Origin of the sequence: Halomonas sp. KG2 (assembly GCA_030440445.1) — a bacterium.
GTDB lineage: Bacteria > Pseudomonadota > Gammaproteobacteria > Pseudomonadales > Halomonadaceae > Vreelandella.
Map to the genome: position 1 here is coordinate 1,457,335 of CP098528.1, position 18,050 is coordinate 1,475,384.

Genomic DNA, 18,050 nt, shown 5'->3' on the forward strand with positions numbered 1-18,050 from the left:
TAGACGAAATTTTCGACGTCATGTCAGGCCGCAAAAAAAAATCAAGCGCCGAAGCGCTTGATTTTATCATTCCTAGGCCATGCAGGCATGACCCAGGTGGCACTGAAAAGCATCAGCTGGCAGCGCCGAGAGCTAGCGCTTTACTCAGCGCTGGACTCTTCTTCGCCTTCACCTTCGCTCTCTTCGTCATCACCGCCGCGTACTTTTACTTTGGTAATGCTTAGAACCGCGTTGTCGTGATCTTCGCCATGGGCCAGATCAACCGACGTGACGCCAGCAGGTAGGTTCAGGTCAGACAAGTGAAGCGTAGTGCCTAGCTCAATGGCGCTGATGTCCACTTCCAAGAAGTCCGGAAGATCTTTCGGCAAGCAGCTAATGGCTACTTCATTGGCCAGGACGTGCAGTTCGCCGCCTTGGTCTTTGATGCCGACACACGTCTCTTCGCCAACGACGTGCAGCGGCACGTTCATGGTGATTTCGTGAGTGGCATCAACACGCAGGAAGTCGGCGTGGGTGAGCAGTGGCTTGAACGGGTGACGCTGTAGGTCACGAACAACCACTTGCTCTTCAGCGCCGTCGATGACCAGCTTGATCACTGAGGAGAAGAAGGACTCGTCTTCAATCGCTTTGTAGAAAGCAGTTTTTTCTACAGAGATAGACTGAGCGCCTTTCTCACCGCCGTAAATAACGGCCGGAACTTGTTGGTTCGCACGACGCAGGCGGCGGCTCGCACCTTTCCCCAGGTCGTTACGAACGCTGGCTTTCAGGATAAAATCAGACATGGAATTTGCCTCTTAGTTTAAGTAAGGAAACGCCGCCGACCGCGACCAGACGACGACGCTTCCAGGGCCCCAGTAGGGGGCTACTACGTCAGGCGATTAATGGAACATCGCGCTAACGGATTCTTCGTTGCTGACTCGACGGATGGCTTCCGCGATGAGTCCGGCAACGCTCAGCTGGCGAATTTTTCCGCTGCGACGGGCAGTGTCGGAAAGCGGAATGGTGTCGGTCACGACAACCTCGTCCAGCACCGAGTTGGTGATGTTGTCGACCGCAGGGCCGGACAAAATCGGGTGTGTTGCATAAGCGACAACGCGTGCTGCGCCGTGATCTTTTAACGCTTCGCCGGCTTTGCAGAGCGTGCCAGCGGTATCGATCATGTCATCGACAACCACACAGGTGCGGCCTTCGATTTCACCGATGATGTGCATCACTTGAGCCTGATTGGCCTGGGGGCGACGCTTATCAATAATGGCAAGATCAGCGTTAAGCTGTTTGGCGATAGCGCGAGCGCGCACAACGCCGCCGACATCGGGAGAAACCACTACGAGGTCGTCGTAGTTCTGGCGCTCGATGTCGTCCAGCAAAATGGGTGAGCCGTAAACGTTGTCAACCGGTACGTCGAAGAAACCTTGAATTTGGTCAGCGTGCAGATCCATCGTCATGACGCGATCAACGCCAGCTTTCACCATCATATCAGCCACAACTTTTGCTGAGATGGGAACGCGGGCTGAGCGGACGCGACGATCCTGGCGTGCATAGCCAAAATAGGGAACGACTGCCGTAATACGGGCAGCTGAGGCGCGACGCAGGGCGTCCACCATCAGAATCAGTTCCATCAGGTTATCGTTCGTGGGGGCACAGGTGGATTGCAGGATGAACACATCCTTACCACGCACGTTCTCATTGATCTCGACCGCGATTTCGCCGTCGCTAAATTGACCGACCGTAGCATTACCCATACGGCTGTCTAAGCTCTCGGCAATCTTTTGAGCGAGTTCGGGATTGGCATTCCCGGTGAAAACCATCAATTTTGACACGCGCAGCCACCTTTGCAGTGTTGGGGATCAGGGGAGAAAACGCAGATCATAATTAGGTTGGCTGGGGTACCAGGATTCGAACCTGGGAATGCCGATACCAAAAACCGGTGCCTTACCACTTGGCGATACCCCAGCAATAAACCTAATGCGATGACCGGGCGCTTTCAGCGGCCCAGAGCATCTTGTAGGGGAGAGGTGTTGAGTCCGCGCGCTACCCATGAATGCCAATGTTGACCTGCCATATGTGCGACGGCTTGCGCGGCTTGCTGTGAATCGAAAGCCGCAAACAAGCAGGCGCCGGTACCGGTCAACCGACTAGGTGCATGCTGCGTGAGCCAGTCCAATGCTTCCGCAATTGGCGGATAGCGTTTTTTGACGATAGCTTCGCAGTCGTTACGCCACTCCGGCGCTCCCCCCTGCAGTGCGCGCGCCATAGTAATGGGGAGGCTGTCGCGTGTCAATTCCGGGTCTTGGAAGATTGCTGGTGTTGAGACGCTAACGCCTGGATGGATGACCACGAACCAGGGCGTATCTAGCGTGACTGAAGTCAGCTTTTCGCCAACGCCTTCCGCCCAAGCGCTGTGACCGTGAACGAATACTGGGACATCGGCACCTAGCGTCAGCCCTAGTTTTGCAAGCGCTTCGCTACTTAGTCCCAGTTGCCACAGGTGATTCAACCCGACCAGGGTGGTCGCTGCATTAGAGCTGCCACCGCCAAGACCGCCTCCCATCGGCAGATTCTTTTCGATGGCGACTGAGACGCCTTGCTGAATGCCGCTTGCCTGTTGCAATAGGTGTGCTGCGCGGACAATTAAATTGTCGTTATGGGCAACGCCACTAAGCGTGTTGGAAAGTGTAATGGTGCTGTCAGTGCGTGGCGTGAAGGTAAGGTAATCACACAAATCGATAAACTGAAAAAGCGTTTGCAGCTCGTGATAGCCGTCTTGACGACGGCCTACGATATGCAACATGCGGTTTAGCTTAGCGGGAGCAGGTAGTGTCAACGCCGAGGGTGTTGCAGGCATGTGATCTCTCTACTGATCTAGGAGTCCGAGTTAGTGGATTGCCACTGATTGACCACCAGGGTGATGCGCAGGTCACCATAGTTCATCACTAGTCGACGCGGTAGCCACATGCCCTCTACTTGCTCCCAATCACGGTAGTCGATCTCCCAGCCATCTTGCTGTAAGTGGTTAGGGAAGCCGAGTTCGTCTGATTCCAACTGGTAGCTGGCGTGCTCGCCCGGCAGGCCTCGCACCCAGTCAGGCATGGCGCGAACCGGCAATGACCAACCAAGTTGCTCTTCCATTAATGCTTCCGGCGTCTCGGCTTCAAAGCGACCATCGCTAGTGGTTAGCGAAAAGCGCCCTTCACGACCTTCTAGCACACTGCGCCCGCCGCCAAAGGGGCCACTGATCAGCATGCGGAAATAGTGGGGATGTTGATTCCAGTCTAGATTGGCGCTGGTATTTTCCTGGGGAGTGCGAAGTCCTGCTTTGCCCACGAGAGTCCAGGTATCGAAGGCTTCAACGTTGGCTTGCTGGCGTTCCCATTGCCCAGCCTGGCGTCCGCCATCGTCTACAGGCGCTTGGGTGGCGCACCCCGCCAACGTTAACAGGGCAATGCCGGCCAGTAACAAGCGAGTTGAGCGACTGCAGATTGATAAACGGCTCGCGGGCAGGGAATTGGTCAACATAAACTGGCTCCATGTCAGTACTGCGTAAACTGTCTTTTATAAGGGCATGCTTTTATAAGGGCATGCCATGTTAGGGCGCGCTTAACGGTGTTAGTTCAGGGTGGCGCTCAAGTAAGTCATCAATTTGCGGGTGATAGCTTGCCCGCTGAAGAATGCGCTCAATAAGCTGGCGTGCTTCTTCGCTGCGCCCTAGGGCATGAAGAACCTCGGCTAAATGAGCGGCAATTTCTTGATCAGGTACTTGTGCGTAGGCGCTCTCTAACCACGCAAGTGCATTGTCAGGCTGGCCGAGCCGAAAATAGACCCAGCCCATGCTGTCGAGTATGGCAGGGTTGCTGGGATCTGCTTCATAGGCACGCTCAATCAAATCGCGTGCTTCTTCAAGGCGCCCCTGGAGGTTCAAGTCGGCAAGCGTGTAGCCTAATGCGTTTAATGCATCTGCATTATCAGGTTCGGTATGTAGTATTTGGCGCAGGTCGCGCTCCATCGCTTCAACATCGCCCATTTCCCATGCGCGCATTGCCCTTAAATAAAGCAGGCTGGTGTCATCTGGCGTACGAGCCAGCTCTCTATCGAGTAGCGCCATGGCATCTTCTTGCAGATTAAATTCATCCAGTAGCTGTATTTCTAGCATTACCAGCTCACCGAAGTAGTCGTCATGGCGCATTCGCTCAACACGCAGCATAGCGCGAGCATCTAGCAGGCGATCATTTTCAATCAGCATACGTGCCGCGGCGGCTCGGGCCGGAAGGAATTCGTTGCCGTCTTGTACTTGCCGATAATAAAGCAGCGCGTTATCGACTTCTCCTTGAGACTGGGCAATGGCTCCCAATAAGAAGTAGGCAGTGTTAGGTACGCGGTCCTGACCAATCAGAGGTTGCAGTAATCGATATGCTGGCTCGCTATGGCCTTCTTCCAAATAGAGTTGGGCGAGAGCAATGCGTAATTCTTCGTTACCACCATGGGTTTCTAGCAACGTATTGGTGTGTGCTTCCGCAGCGGTAATATTATTCAGGCGAATTTCAGCTTGGGCTAACATTAATATGAAACGGACATCGTCGGGTGCTAAATCCAGCCCCCTTTGCGCAGCGCGCTGAGCACCACGATGATCTCCCGTCTCTAATGCTAGGCGCGCCTTAGCAAGCCACAAAGCGGCAGATTCAGGCGATAGCTGCGTTACTTGATCCAGATACTGTTGCGCTTGACGCGTTTGCCCCAGTGCGGACTCAATCAGTGCGGCGCCAAGTAAAACATCGCTGTGGAATTCATTTTGCTGGGCGCCAGGCTGGGCAAGATAATCGCGCAATGGCTGGATTAATAGGTTCAGTGGCGCTTCTTCGGCCACCGCCGCCTCTGAAAAAGCCGCTATTTCGCCATTGCCTCCTGCTTCAGCGATCGCCAGACGCTGCTCTAAGCTGTCCAGCCAGTCTCCGCGCTGTAATGAAAGTGTTGCCAGCAACCTATTCGGCATTTCTGCTTGAGGTGCTAATTCACGCCAGCGTATCGCGGAGGCTTCCATTAAAGCGACATCATTGCCAAAGCGTGCTGCAAAGGTAGCGCGCTCGGCTAACGCGGGGTTGCGATAGCGCCGTGACGCTTCCAGATAGCCTTGGCTGGCGTAGCGATAATCGCCCCGTTGGCCAGCAAGTTCTGCTGCCAGCAACGAGCGAAGACCCTCAGCATCCAGCCCGCGAGTAATCGGCGGCGCTGATTGCATGGGATCATAAGCATCATTTTGAACCCCGGTCTCAAATGAAGACGGGGAAAGCTGGCAGCCGCCCAGTAGTAGCGTTGTGGCCAAGGGCAGTAAGGGTAAACCCGGTAACGATAGGGGGTGACCCAGTAGTGTCGCTCGAAGGGGCATGCGTCTCTCGATCAGGTGGCCGAGTGCTCAGCATAGCGGCTTGGTTGCCTGCGGCAAAGTGGTGTGCGCCAGAACATGCTGTGCTGTGATAGAATATTACACCTTGAAAACGGGGTGGGGTGGTGCAATCCATGGTATCTACTCATAGTATTTACTAATAGTTCATCGTATCTACCCACCCTTATAGACTTGCTATAGCAAGCTCCAGACATTCAGATCGACAAGTGACGTGACGACCGATCCACTAGCGAAGACGCATAACGCATGACGCTTCTTGCCCTGGGAATAAATCATCGTACCGCCAGCGTGGCCGTACGTGAGCAGGTTGCATTTACGCCAACGCAGCTGGAAAGCGCGTTGACGGAACTGCGTAACCTGCCACAAATCAGCGAAGCGGCTGTGCTTTCGACGTGTAACCGTACCGAGCTTTATTGCGTGACGGATGCCGCCGGTGAGCATGCCGTGCTGGATTGGCTTGGGCGCTTTCATAATTTGCGCATCGAAGACCTTTCCCGCTGTGCCTATCATTATCTTGACAACGATGCTGCGCGTCATCTGATGCGTGTCGCCGTTGGCCTGGACTCTATGGTGCTGGGCGAACCACAAATACTCGGTCAGTTAAAAGATGCTTATCAGCAGGCCCGCCAAGCCAATGGGTTGGGTGGTGAATTGGAGCGGTTATTCCAACACACCTTCGCGGTAGCCAAACAGGTGCGCACGGAAACGGGCATTGGCAAAAATCCAGTGTCGGTGGCGTATGCTGCTGTCAGTATGGCTAGCCGTATTTTTGATGACTTTAGTCGTGCCAGAGCGCTTTTAATCGGGGCGGGAGAAACCATTGAACTGGTAGCGCGTCATCTTCATGAAGCCGGCGTGCGGCATCTAACGGTAGCCAATCGTACCCGGGAACGCGCTGAGCTAGTGTCTGCCCCTCTGGGTGGTTCTGCTATTACCCTGCCAGAAATACCGGAGGCGTTAGAGCAGGCCGATATTGTCATCTCCTCCACGGCTTCTCCGCTGCCGATTCTAGGGAAGGGGATGGTAGAGCGTGCGCTGAAAAAGCGCCGCCACCGACCAGTGTTTATGGTGGATATCGCGGTGCCCCGTGATATCGAGCCAGAGGTGGGTGAGCTTGCCGATGTCTTCCTTTATACCGTTGATGATTTGCAAGAGGTCATTGAAGAGAATCGTCGTCACCGTCAAGTTGCCGCTGATCAGGCTGAATCTCTCATCGAGCACGGGGTGGGTAGTTGGCAGCATGAGCGTCGAATCCGCAATGGCGGCGAAATTATTCGCGACTATCGACGTCACGGAGAGGCCATTCGAGACCATTCGCGTGAGCAAGCGCTTGAGCGATTAGCCAAGGGTGAAGATCCTGCCAAGGTGATTGAACGTCTAGCTCACCAATTGGCGAATCGGTTAATGCATCAGCCCACGCTTGCCTTGCGCGACGCTGCATCCCAAGAAAATAACGAGTTGCTGAATGCCGCGCCCAATATACTACTGCCTGCTAAGCCTGCCTTTGAGCAACCAGTGGCCGCGGTAAAATGCCAGAAGGATGATACACCCGCATGAAAGAGACTTTGCGCCAACGTCTAGATAGCTTTTCCGACCGTTTTGAAGAGCTGGCAATGCTGCTGTCTGACCCTGAAGTGATTAATAATCAGCAGCGTTTTCGTGACTACTCCCGTGAGTACGCGGAATTAGAAGAGCTGGTCGCCGCTTGGCAGCGCTACGGCGAGGTAGAAAAAAGCATCGAAGAAGCCGTGCAGTTAAGTCGCGACAGCGACCCCGATATGCGCGAGCTGGCGGAAATGGAAATCAGTGAGGGGCGTGAGAAACTCGAAGCCCTGGATAGTGAGCTGAAACGCCTGCTGGTGCCTAAAGACCCCGATGATGGCCGCGGCGTGTTCTTGGAAGTGCGTGCTGGTACGGGCGGGGATGAAGCTGCGATCTTTGCTGGTGATCTGTTTCGCATGTACTCACGTTATGCGGAAAAACGTGGCTGGCGCGTTGAAGTTGTCAGCGCAAGTCACGGTGAGCAGGGCGGTTACAAAGAAGTTATTTCTCGTGTGAAAGGCGACGGCGTCTATGCACGCTTGAAATTTGAGTCTGGTGCGCACCGCGTACAGCGCGTGCCCGCGACGGAATCGCAAGGCCGGATACACACGTCCGCCTGCACGGTGGCAGTCATGCCAGAGGTAGACGACGTGGGCGATATCGATATTAACCCCGCGGATTTGCGCGTTGACACCTATCGTTCCAGTGGCGCGGGCGGCCAGCACGTAAACACCACAGATTCCGCTATTCGTATTACTCACCTGCCTACAGGCGTGGTGGTGGAGTGCCAGGAAGAGCGTAGTCAGCATAAAAACCGTGCAAAGGCGATGTCGTTGCTGGCAGCCAAACTCAAACGCAATGCGGTTGACTCGCAGCGCCAAGAGCAAGCAGACGCTCGCCGCTCATTGGTAGGCTCAGGGGACCGCAGTGAACGAATCCGTACTTACAATTTTCCTCAGGGCCGGATTACCGACCACCGTATTAACCTGACACTCTACAAACTAACGGAAGTCATTACAGGTGAGCAGCTTGATGATGTCATTGAACCGCTCATTCACGAATATCAAGCAGAGCAGCTTTCGGCCCTTCAGGACGCCTAATGAGTTTTGATGTTGTGACGTTCGATGCGCTTTTGCGACGAGCGGCGACTCGGCTGCAAGCGCTAGGTTCGCCTTCCCCTAGAATTGATGCCGAGGTGCTGCTCAGTCACGCAACAGGGCATGACCGTACTTGGCTGTATACCTGGGGAGATCGTCAGTGCCCCCTCTGGGAGCAAGCACGATTTGATGCGTTGGTGGCTGCGCGTGCCCAGGGGGCGCCAATTGCCTATCTGACCGGTGAACGAGAATTTTGGGGACTGCGGCTGGCGACATCGCCAGAAACGCTGATTCCACGTCCTGATACCGAAACCCTGGTTGAGGCTGTCCTGATGCGTGCCAAGGCGAGGGTAGGAAGATTGCTGGATCTTGGCACCGGCACTGGCGCTATTGCACTTGCGTTTGCCAGCGAGAAGCCTAACTGGCAAGTAATCGGGGCGGATATTCGCCCAGAAGCAGTGGCGCTCGCAACGCGCAATGCACAAGCGCTGAAGATCGACAATGCTCAGTTCGTAATTAGCGATTGGTTTAGCGCGTTTGTTCAGCCCCCACAAGCGGTTGCATTCGATATTATTGTTAGTAACCCGCCCTATATCGCTGCCGACGACCCACATTTGCGCCTGGGTGATGTGCGCTTTGAGCCATTATCGGCACTAGTAGCTGATGCTGACGGAATGGCGGATTTGCTGCATTTGATTTGTACCGCTCGTGGCTATCTTTCCGATGGTGGCTGGCTTGCCTTAGAGCATGGTTATACGCAAGCGGCCAACGTACGCACTGCGCTAGTGCGTGCTGGCTTCCAAAACGTTGAAAGTGTACTAGACGTTGGAGGTCATGAACGGGTTACCCTGGGTCACCTTTAATAACTGCCTGATTCATCAGTATTGGATCCTGCCATGAAACCAAAAAATAGAACGCTGGACCGGATCGATCTTAAAATTTTGCGCTGTCTGCAGGAAAATGCGCGAATTTCCTATGTTGACCTTGCCGCTGAAGTCGGCTTATCCACAACCCCTTGTTTAGAGCGTGTTAAGCGCCTTGAGCGTGCGGGTATCATTCGCGGTTATCAAGCCATTCTTGATCCGCAGGCACTGAAAGCTAACTTGTTAGTCTTTGTGGAGATTAGCCTGGAAACTCAATCCCCTGCTGTGTTTGATGAGTTTCGTCGGGCGGTCGAGAAGCTGCCGCAAATCCAAGAGTGTCACTTGGTGTCTGGTCAGTTTGATTATATTTTAAAATGCCGCATTCCTGAGATGTCCGCCTATCGGCAGCTACTAGGCGATGTCGTACTGACGCTGCCTGGGGTAAAAGAGTCCAAAAGCTATGTGGTAATGGAAGAAGTGAAAGAGAGCTTCAACTTACACATACCCGATTTCGAGGAATTTGAGGATAAGTAATCCCATGATGGATGATCAGGCGCTGCTGCGCTATAGCCGCCAAATTATGCTACCCGAGGTTGATATTGAGGGGCAGGAGCATCTGAGAAATGCTCATGCTCTGATTGTCGGTGCAGGTGGGCTTGGGTCTCCCGTGGCGCTTTACTTAGCGGCCGCTGGCGTGGGCAAAATCACGATTGCCGATGCTGACACGGTAGAGTTGTCAAACCTGCAGCGCCAGATTGCTCACCAGCAGGCGAGTATCGGCACCAATAAGGCACGTTCAGCAAAAGCGAGCATGCAGGCACTTAACCCTGAGTGCCATGTGATCGCCTTGGAGCAACATGCGGATGGTCAGGCGCTCGAGGTGCTGGTAGCGTCGGCAGATGTGGTGCTGGATTGCACCGATCGTTTTTCAAGCCGTTATGCGATTAACGCGGCTGCTCAGCAAGCCGGTGTGCCTCTGGTCTCTGGAGCGGCAATTCGTTTTTCTGGACAGTTAGCCGTCTTTGATCCTCGTGATTCGGCATGCCCCTGTTATGCGTGCCTTTATCCTCCTGGCGATAGCGAAGATGAAGCCTTGAGCTGTGCCGAAAGTGGTGTCATGGCGCCACTGGTGGGGTTGATTGGCTGTTTTCAAGCGATAGAAGCTTTTAAGCTGTTGAGCGGCGCAGGAAAACCGCATCAAGGGCTCGCCACTTTTGAAGGCTTAAGTGGGCAGTGGCGTCATTTCCAGGTGCCGCGTGATCCTGCTTGCTCAGTGTGTGGGCACACTGATTAACCCTACGAACAAAAAAACGCCCGCAGGGCAGCGGGCGTGACGTCACGGTCTTTTACGTCAAAGGAAACAGCCTAAAGGGCGGCAGGGGATCCGCCCAGCAGGCTAGCTAATGTCGAATCAGATTAGTGGCGAATCAAATAGTCAAATGCACCCAGTGATGCTTTTGCACCCTCGCCCATGGCGATAATAATTTGCTTGTATGGCACGGTAGTCACGTCGCCTGCGGCAAATACGCCTGGAACCGACGTCATGCCATGGGCATCGACAATGATTTCGCCGCGTGGCGTCATTTCAATTGGTGAGCCTTTCAGCCACTCGGTATTAGGCACTAAGCCAATTTGAACAAAGATACCTTCTAATGCGATGGTTTTAAGCTCATCGGTATTGCGGTCTTTGTAGGCTAAGCCGTTAACTCGGCTTCCGTCGCCAGTCACTTCTGTGGTTTCAGCGTTTAAGATAATGTCGACGTTAGGCAAGCTCTTAAGCTTTTTCTGTAGCACGGCGTCTGCACGCATCTCACCCATAAACTCGACTAGGGTGACGTGGCCCACAATACCGGCCAGATCGATAGCGGCTTCAACGCCAGAGTTACCTCCGCCAATCACTGCTACGCGCTTGCCTTTAAATAGCGGGCCATCGCAGTGGGGGCAGTAAGCAACACCTTTGTTGCGGTACTGTTGTTCGCCAGGCACATTCATCTCGCGCCACCGCGCACCGGTTGCCAGGACGAGCGTTTTACTCTTCAGCTTGGCGCCCGACTCGAAGGTTATTTCATGTAAATCACCTTCGTTTTCAGCGGCTTTAAACGACGTGGCGCGCTGAAGGTTCATAACGTCAACATCATACTCTTTAACATGCTCTTCCAGAGCGCTCACCAGTTTAGGGCCTTCGGTATGGCTGACGGAGATGAAGTTTTCAATGCCCATGGTGTCTGCCACCTGTCCACCGAAACGCTCAGCAGCAACGCCTGTGTTGATCCCTTTACGGGCAGAGTAGATTGCTGCTGAGGCACCTGCAGGGCCACCGCCAATTACCAGCGTGTCAAAGGCGGCTTTTTCGCCAAGTTTTTGCGCTTCTCGTTCAGCTGCCCCCGTATCAACCTTGGCTAGAATCTGCTCTAAGGTCATACGTCCCTGGTCAAACGGCTTACCGTTTAAATAGATGCTGGGAACCGACATAACTTCCCGCGCTTCGACTTCATCCTGGAACAGGGCACCATCAATGGCCACGTGGCGAATATTGGGGTTGAAAATTGCCATCAAGTTGAGCGCTTGAACAACATCTGGGCAGTTCTGGCAGGAGAGCGAGTAATACGTCTCGAACAGCATTTCGCCGTCGAGCGCTTTGATTTGATTTAGTAGTTCTTCGGACGTTTTTGGGGGATGCCCACCCACTTGTAGCAGTGCCAGCACTAGCGAGGTGAACTCGTGCCCCATCGGGATGCCCGCAAACACCACACCGGTTTCTTCGCCGGGGCGGTTAATGGCAAATGACGGCGTGCGATTATCTTGGCCGTCAGTTTGCAGTGTAATCTTGTCGCTTAGGCCGCTGATGTCTTCGAGCAAACCAAGCAATTCACGTGACTTGGCACCGTCATCGAGGGACGCAACGATCTCGAACGGTTGAGTCACTTTTTCTAAATAAGCTTTCAACTGATTTTTTAAATTGGCGTCCAGCATGACAGTGGCTTCCTCGCAGTCAGCAGTAATGAGTTCTCAACCTAACACGCTTGCTGCTGTTGAAAGACCGCAGCATCAGCGATAGGGAGAACGATGGTTGCGTTAACACGGGTACTCAAAAACGGGTACTCAAAAAAAGGACACCCGGGGTATGCCCGGGTGTCGTGCTGCCTTAAGGGGCAACCCTGAACGGCAGCGGTAGGCCGTTTAGATTTTGCCTACGAGGTCCAGAGACGGAGCAAGAGTCTCTTCGCCTTCTTTCCATTTAGCCGGGCATACTTCGTTTGGGTTCGCGCGAACGTACTGGGCAGCTTTCACTTTGCGCAGTAGCTCTTCAGCGTTACGGCCGATGTTGCCAGCGTTGATTTCGACGATCTGAATTTTGCCGTCGGGATCAACAACGAAGGTACCGCGCTCTGCAAGACCTGCTTCTTCAATCAATACCTCGAAGTTGCGAGAGATCTGTAAGGTCGGGTCAGCAATCATCGGGTACTGCAGCTTGCCGATGGTTTCAGAGCTGTCGTGCCAAGCTTTGTGAGTAAAGTGGGTATCAGTAGACACGCTGTAGATTTCAACACCTAGCTTTTTAAATTCAGCGTAGTTGTCAGCCAAGTCGCCAAGCTCTGTCGGGCAGACAAAGGTGAAATCAGCAGGATAAAAGAAGAAAATAGACCATTTACCTTGCAAGTCTGCTTCAGTGACGTCGATAAATTCGCCGTTCAGGTAGGCAGTCGCTTTAAACGGTTTTACTTCAGTATTGATCAAGGACATTCAGAACGTCTCCAAAATAAGTGAGTGGTGGTGGAAAAAGTTATTGCTCATGGTAACCAACTACGACCAATAGCTAAAATTGTAAAAATGCATCTAAGCAATAGTATTGGGCTATCAATGTGTGTTTTTCAGAGTTGGCTACCCTACAAGTGGGGTCGCATTAAGCAGAATACAAGAATTTTCCCCATGGGCTTGCGATAGATGTCGCTGCACCGCAAAATTCGCTTATCTGGCATAGTAGCCACAGCTGTTTTCAATGTTTTAGCGTAAGCTTGACGTTTGAGTGACTTGGCAGTTAACGAAATATTCTTAGCGATATAAGGAGTAGTGAGATGGGCAATATTCACAAACTTTCAGTGGCCGTTACGGCCCTATCTTTTGCCGTAGCGGCTGCTAATGCACAAGCGAATGAAGTGCGAGTTTACAACTGGTCCGACTATATCGCCCCTGAAACGCTAGAAAAGTTTACTGAGCGCACCGGTATTGAAGTGACCTATGATGTTTATGACAGCAATGAAATATTAGACGCTGCGCTTTTGTCTGGCCGTTCTGGCTACGATGTTGTGGTTCCTTCTACTTATTATTTTACCCGCCAGGTGAAGGCCGGTGTTTTCCAGCCCCTCAATCATGAGCTATTGCCTAATTTAGATAACCTTAATCCTGAATTGATGGCCAGCCTGGAAGAGATCGATTCGGGTAGTGAATACTCGGTGCCCTATATGTGGGGTACCAACGGCATTGGTTATAATGTTGATCGTGTGACAGACATTTTAGGCGATGACGCGCCACTGAATAGCTGGGCGCTGCTCTTTGATCCTGAAATTACCGCCGCGTTGAGCGAGGCCGGCTGTGGGCTGTCTATGTTGGATTCTGCTGATGAAATGCTATCTCCCGCCATGGCCTATCTAGGGTTTGATCCGCGCAGTGAAAATATCGAAGACCTGGAAGCTGCTGGTGAACTTATTGCCAGTGTTCGTGATGACATAACCTATTTCCACTCTTCTCGTTACGTTTCCGACTTAGCGAACGGTGACATTTGTGTGGCCGCAGGCTATTCCGGCGATGTTTTTCAGGCGGCTGATCGTGCCGAAGAAGCTGGCCGTGACTTCAAAATTGGCTACAGCATTCCCAAAGAGGGGGCTGCGCTGTGGTTTGATATGATGGCAGTGCCCGCGGATGCGCCGAATTCTGAAAATGCCCACGCCTTCATTAATTTTATTCTTGATCCGGAAATCGCCGCTGAAATTACCGAGTACGTGCGTTATGCCAACCCTAATGCGGCGGCTAATGAATATCTCTCGGATGAAATTATCAATGACCCGGCTATTTACCCTGAAGCCGAGGTGATGGAAAACCTCTATTTGCAGGCTGAAAAACCTCAAGACGTTCTGCGCGCACGTACGCGTATCTGGAATCGCGTCAAATCAGGTCGTTAATTTAGTCATCGCCTAACAGCGAGCCAAGCGAATGCTGGGCTCGCTGTTACTTTTTTAACGCCCGGTTTCCGGGCCTTTTGATGGGAGTGGCGAATGGTCACTACGCCCCTGTCGAACGAGCCGTCATCCTCTCCTGCGGTAACTCCTCTCGCCGCTCAGCGCGCTCAGGGAAAAACGCCAAGGTTTGCAGAAGATAGTGTGCTTGAGGTAAAGCGCTTAAGTAAGCGCTTCGACGATGCGCTTGCGGTCGATGATGTTAATTTACAGGTAAAGCGCGGCGAAATTTTCGCCTTGCTAGGTGGGTCAGGATCAGGCAAGTCGACGTTGTTGCGTATGTTGGCGGGGTTTGAAACGCCCAGCGAAGGGCGGATTCTGCTAGGCGACGAAGATATCACCTCTATGCCGCCACATAAGCGTCAAATCAATATGATGTTTCAATCCTACGCGTTATTTCCCCACATGACGGTAGCGCAAAACATCGCTTTTGGGCTCAAGCAGGACAAGCTAGCTAAGGCCGATGTCGATGCCCGTGTCGCGCAAATGCTCAAACTAGTGCATATGGAACGTTTTGCTAAGCGTAAACCGCATCAGCTTTCCGGCGGACAGCGCCAGCGGGTAGCGCTTGCCCGTTCACTGGCCAAACGTCCCAAGCTGCTGTTGCTGGATGAGCCGATGGGGGCGTTGGATAAAAAACTGCGCACTGAAATGCAGCTTGAGGTTGTCGAGATCATTGAGCAGGTAGGAGTGACCTGCATCATGGTTACCCACGACCAAGAAGAAGCCATGACCATGGCGGACCGCGTGGCGATTATGGCCGACGGCTGGATAGAGCAGGTGGGTTCGCCGGTCGATATTTATGAAAGCCCGGCCAGCCGAATGGTGGCGGAATTTGTCGGTACGGTGAATCTGTTCGAAGGCGAAATCATCGAAGACGCTGCGGACCACTGTCGCATTGCATCACCCGCCCTATCTCGACCGATCTATATTGATCATGGCATTACGACCCAGGCGGTAGATCGCCGCGTGTGGGCTGCGCTGCGCCCGGAGAAAATTTGGCTAACCCGTGAGCAGCCATCCGCAGAGTATAACTGGGAAGCAGGCAAGGTTGATGATATTGCTTACTTGGGCGGCTACTCGCTTTACTACGTGCGTACTGCTTCTGGGCAAATGATTAAAGTGAGTATGGCCAATACTGAGCGGCGTGGTGATCGTCCAACCTGGGAGGATAGTGTTTATGTCTATTGGGAAGACCATAGCGCTATCGTGCTGAACCGCTAATGCCTCAGTGGCTGACAGGAGATCGTCTATCGTGATGCCATCTCGCATTGCAGGCTTCGTAAAGCGGTTGCAATTAGGTCGTCGCGCAGTTATCGCGCTTCCGCTTTTGTGGCTTACGCTGTTCTTTTTGTTGCCGTTTGCGCTGGTCCTAAAGATTAGTCTTTCGCAAGCAGCAATTGCTATTCCACCCTATGGGCCGCTGGTGGAGTATGCTGATCAAACACTCAATATCTTTTTGAATCTGGGCAACTATTTGTTTTTGTTGTCAGATTCTCTCTATGTGGCGGCCTACTGGGGCTCGATAAAAACCGCATTTGTAGCGACAGCGATATGCCTGTTGATTGGCTATCCGATGGCGTATGCGATGGCGCGTGCTCCGGGGCGCTGGCAACTTATTTTGCTGCTGTTGGTGATGCTGCCGTCGTGGACGTCGTTTTTGATTCGCGTCTATGCATGGATGGGTATTTTAAGTAATAGCGGGTTAATCAATAACGTATTGCTGGGAATGGGGCTGATCGACTCACCGCTACGCATGATGAACACCCAGTTTGCTGTCATTATCGGCATTGTTTATGCCTATCTGCCGTTTATGGTGCTACCGCTTTATGCCCATCTAACGCGGTTGGATAACTCGCTGCTAGAAGCGGCGTCTGATCTAGGTTCACGCAAGCTTAATACCTTTATCAAAGTCACGCTGCCGCTCTCTATGGGTGGAATCATCGCGGGCTCTATGCTGGTATTTATTCCCGCCGTCGGTGAGTTTGTGATCCCTGAACTGCTCGGGGGACCGGATACGCTGATGATTGGCAAAGTGTTGTGGGAAGAGTTCTTCTTAAACCGCGACTGGCCGGTGGCTTCGGCGTTAGCCATGGTAATGCTATTGCTGCTGTTAATTCCCATTGTGCTGTTCCATCGCTACCAGTCACGGGAGCTTGAATAATGATGAGACTGCGTAGACGTCCACGCTTTACCTCCGTGATGTTGGTGTTGGGTCTGTTGTTTCTTTATTTGCCGATGGCGGTATTGGTGGTCTACTCCTTCAATGCCTCACGACTGGTGACCGTGTGGGCAGGCTTCTCTACACAATGGTATGGCGAACTATTTCGTGATCAACAGATCCTGTCGGCGGTGTGGACCAGTCTGAAAATTGCCTTTTTTGCCGCCAGCATGGCGGTATGCTTGGGTACAGTGGCCGCTTTTGTAATGACGCGTTATGGCCATTTTCGCGGCAAGACGGCACTGTCGAGTATGGTTACCGCGCCGCTGGTAATGCCGGAAGTTATTACGGGACTGTCGCTACTATTACTATTCGTGCAGATGGCTCAACTGATTGGCTGGCCGGCTGATCGTGGCATGGCGACTATTTGGATTGCTCACACAACGTTTTGCAGTGCGTATGTTGCGGTGGTTGTGGCAGCCCGCTTGCGTGAAATTGATCGCTCTATTGAAGAAGCTGCCATGGATTTAGGCTCGCCACCGGTGAAGACCTTCTTCTTTATTACGCTGCCGGTTATTTCGCCTGCATTAGCAGCGGGGTGGTTGCTGGCATTCACGCTGTCACTAGATGACTTGGTTATTGCCAGCTTCGTCTCTGGCCCTGGTGCCAACACGTTGCCAATGGTGGTGTTTTCGTCGGTGCGGATGGGGGTGTCGCCTAAGATCAATGCGCTGGCTACGCTGATTATTCTGGCGGTATCGCTGACGACGCTATTGGCGTGGTTCTTTATGCGTCGGGGTGAAGCAAAACGAAAAGCACTGCTGCGACAAGCCGAGAGTGCTTAGCGACGGGCGCTAAAGCACATCGTCGTCTCGCCCGGTGAGCACGGCTTCTAGCTCACCGGTTATTAGCGAGACAATGATGTGTAATTGAATCGGTGCACAGCACTGGTGGCAATCCTCCCAGGTATCGTGGCTACCTTGAGAGGTGTCGATAAGAAACGTGAGTGGTGTATCGCAGTAGGGGCAGTAAAAGTCATAATTGACTAGTGCGTCATCCTGCATGGCTATTTCCCCTTAATGTGATCGCTAGCGCCCTTTTATCGAAAAGCCCTGAAAATGAGCAACTCTGAAGATAATAGTGTAGCAGTGAGCCTGTCCGGTAGGACATGTAAGTAATGAATCAGGTAGGATAATAACGTATTCCTTAAAGCCACCTAGAGATGAGTGCGATGATGATACGACACATGGCAGTAGCGGCCTTTTTGGCCTTCCCGATGGTCGCCCAGGCAGAAACCCCGAACGTCACGCCTGGCGAGTGGGAGTTTGTCAGCGTGACCAGCATGAGTGGTGACATGCAAATTCCCGATCAAACGGAAACCGAACGTCAGTGCATCACTCAAGAAGAGCTGGATAGCGCTGAGTTTGGCTTCATTGAAGAGGAAGAGGGCTGCGAGTTGCTCAGCCAGGATATGAATGCCGATGGCCTTTCCTACAGCATGATTTGCCGTGCCGATGGCGGTGAAGCGACTATTGATGGCGAAATGCGTTTTATGGGTGAGAAGATCGAAGGCAACGTGGATATATTCACCCAATCGCCGATGGGCGAGCTGACCATGAATACAGTGATTGAAGGCGAGCGTATTGGTAACTGCGAATAAGACGGCAGTTAGCGTATCTTCATGACCTAAAACAAAAGGCGCCTGTGTGGCGCCTTTTGCTTAGTGCCAAGGCCGCTATATGACCTTTCTCAATG

General features: G+C 52.8%; 18 protein-coding genes and 1 tRNA gene. 10 read left to right on the forward strand and 9 right to left on the reverse strand.

The window, feature by feature from the left end; translation table 11 throughout:
• Positions 1–140: 140 nt before the first annotated feature.
• The 6 genes from NDQ72_06755 to NDQ72_06780 all read right to left on the reverse strand — a co-directional run bounded on the left by NDQ72_06755 (position 141) and on the right by NDQ72_06780 (position 5,380).
• The gene (locus NDQ72_06755) at positions 141–782 is read right to left on the reverse strand and encodes a 50S ribosomal protein L25/general stress protein Ctc (GenBank protein WKD29636.1); all 642 of its coding nucleotides are present in this window, start codon (positions 780–782) and stop codon (positions 141–143) included.
• Between the two features lie 96 nt (positions 783–878).
• Positions 879–1,820, reverse strand: a complete 942-nt coding sequence (locus NDQ72_06760) for a ribose-phosphate pyrophosphokinase (GenBank protein WKD29637.1) — start codon at positions 1,818–1,820, stop codon at positions 879–881.
• Between the two features lie 58 nt (positions 1,821–1,878).
• Positions 1,879–1,953, reverse strand: a tRNA-Gln gene (locus tag NDQ72_06765).
• 31 nt (positions 1,954–1,984) lie between these two features.
• Positions 1,985–2,845 (reverse strand): 4-(cytidine 5'-diphospho)-2-C-methyl-D-erythritol kinase, encoded by an 861-nt coding sequence (gene ispE / locus NDQ72_06770; protein WKD29638.1) that lies wholly within the window; start codon positions 2,843–2,845, stop codon positions 1,985–1,987.
• A gap of 17 nt (positions 2,846–2,862) precedes the next feature.
• The gene (gene lolB / locus NDQ72_06775) at positions 2,863–3,516 is read right to left on the reverse strand and encodes a lipoprotein insertase outer membrane protein LolB (GenBank protein ID WKD29639.1); all 654 of its coding nucleotides are present in this window, start codon (positions 3,514–3,516) and stop codon (positions 2,863–2,865) included.
• 70 nt (positions 3,517–3,586) lie between these two features.
• Positions 3,587–5,380 carry a tetratricopeptide repeat protein gene (locus NDQ72_06780; protein ID WKD29640.1) on the reverse strand — a complete coding sequence of 598 codons (1,794 nt, stop codon included), beginning with the start codon at positions 5,378–5,380 and terminating at the stop codon, positions 3,587–3,589.
• Between the two features lie 264 nt (positions 5,381–5,644).
• On the opposite strand from NDQ72_06780, the gene hemA reads away from it, so the two are divergent.
• Genes hemA through moeB form a run of 5 tightly spaced genes read left to right on the forward strand, consistent with a single transcriptional unit; the run spans position 5,645 to position 10,194 of the window.
• Positions 5,645–6,955, forward strand: a complete 1,311-nt coding sequence (gene hemA, locus NDQ72_06785) for a glutamyl-tRNA reductase (GenBank protein WKD29641.1) — start codon at positions 5,645–5,647, stop codon at positions 6,953–6,955.
• Positions 6,952–8,040 (forward strand): peptide chain release factor 1, encoded by a 1,089-nt coding sequence (gene prfA / locus NDQ72_06790; protein ID WKD29642.1) that lies wholly within the window; start codon positions 6,952–6,954, stop codon positions 8,038–8,040. Before hemA ends, prfA begins: the two co-directional genes overlap by 4 nt.
• A complete protein-coding gene (gene prmC, locus NDQ72_06795; protein ID WKD29643.1) occupies positions 8,040–8,900 on the forward strand; it encodes a peptide chain release factor N(5)-glutamine methyltransferase in 861 nt (286 codons plus the stop codon). The genes prfA and prmC overlap by 1 nt, the downstream gene beginning before the upstream one ends.
• A 33-nt stretch (positions 8,901–8,933) precedes the next feature.
• Positions 8,934–9,434: an Lrp/AsnC ligand binding domain-containing protein gene (locus NDQ72_06800; protein WKD29644.1), complete on the forward strand. Its 501-nt coding sequence runs from the start codon at positions 8,934–8,936 to the stop codon at positions 9,432–9,434.
• 4 nt (positions 9,435–9,438) lie between these two features.
• Entirely contained in the window at positions 9,439–10,194 is a 756-nt protein-coding gene (gene moeB, locus NDQ72_06805) for a molybdopterin-synthase adenylyltransferase MoeB (protein WKD29645.1), read from the forward strand.
• 122 nt (positions 10,195–10,316) lie between these two features.
• Here the strand turns inward: moeB and ahpF are convergent, their stop codons facing one another.
• Together ahpF and ahpC are read right to left on the reverse strand one after the other, a co-directional pair.
• Positions 10,317–11,873, reverse strand: a complete 1,557-nt coding sequence (gene ahpF / locus NDQ72_06810) for an alkyl hydroperoxide reductase subunit F (GenBank protein WKD29646.1) — start codon at positions 11,871–11,873, stop codon at positions 10,317–10,319.
• A 207-nt stretch (positions 11,874–12,080) separates the two neighbouring features.
• Positions 12,081–12,644 (reverse strand): alkyl hydroperoxide reductase subunit C, encoded by a 564-nt coding sequence (gene ahpC / locus NDQ72_06815; protein WKD29647.1) that lies wholly within the window; start codon positions 12,642–12,644, stop codon positions 12,081–12,083.
• A 332-nt stretch (positions 12,645–12,976) separates the two neighbouring features.
• Between ahpC and NDQ72_06820 the strand changes: the two genes are divergently transcribed.
• From NDQ72_06820 to NDQ72_06835, 4 genes are all read left to right on the forward strand, one after another.
• The gene (locus NDQ72_06820) at positions 12,977–14,080 is read left to right on the forward strand and encodes a polyamine ABC transporter substrate-binding protein (protein ID WKD29648.1); all 1,104 of its coding nucleotides are present in this window, start codon (positions 12,977–12,979) and stop codon (positions 14,078–14,080) included.
• 93 nt (positions 14,081–14,173) lie between these two features.
• On the forward strand, positions 14,174–15,358 hold the full coding sequence (potA, locus tag NDQ72_06825) for a polyamine ABC transporter ATP-binding protein (protein WKD29649.1): 1,185 nt from the start codon (positions 14,174–14,176) through the stop codon (positions 15,356–15,358).
• A gap of 31 nt (positions 15,359–15,389) precedes the next feature.
• Positions 15,390–16,298, forward strand: coding sequence for an ABC transporter permease subunit (locus NDQ72_06830; protein WKD29650.1), 909 nt, complete (start codon positions 15,390–15,392; stop codon positions 16,296–16,298).
• Positions 16,298–17,140, forward strand: coding sequence for an ABC transporter permease subunit (locus tag NDQ72_06835; protein WKD29651.1), 843 nt, complete (start codon positions 16,298–16,300; stop codon positions 17,138–17,140). Before NDQ72_06830 ends, NDQ72_06835 begins: the two co-directional genes overlap by 1 nt.
• Before the next feature lie 9 nt (positions 17,141–17,149).
• Here NDQ72_06835 and NDQ72_06840 read toward each other — a convergent pair whose 3' ends face one another.
• Positions 17,150–17,359 carry a CPXCG motif-containing cysteine-rich protein gene (locus NDQ72_06840; GenBank protein WKD29652.1) on the reverse strand — a complete coding sequence of 70 codons (210 nt, stop codon included), beginning with the start codon at positions 17,357–17,359 and terminating at the stop codon, positions 17,150–17,152.
• Positions 17,360–17,526: 167 nt separating this feature from the next.
• On the opposite strand from NDQ72_06840, the gene NDQ72_06845 reads away from it, so the two are divergent.
• The gene (locus NDQ72_06845) at positions 17,527–17,955 is read left to right on the forward strand and encodes a DUF3617 domain-containing protein (GenBank protein ID WKD29653.1); all 429 of its coding nucleotides are present in this window, start codon (positions 17,527–17,529) and stop codon (positions 17,953–17,955) included.
• Positions 17,956–18,050 lie beyond the last annotated feature (95 nt).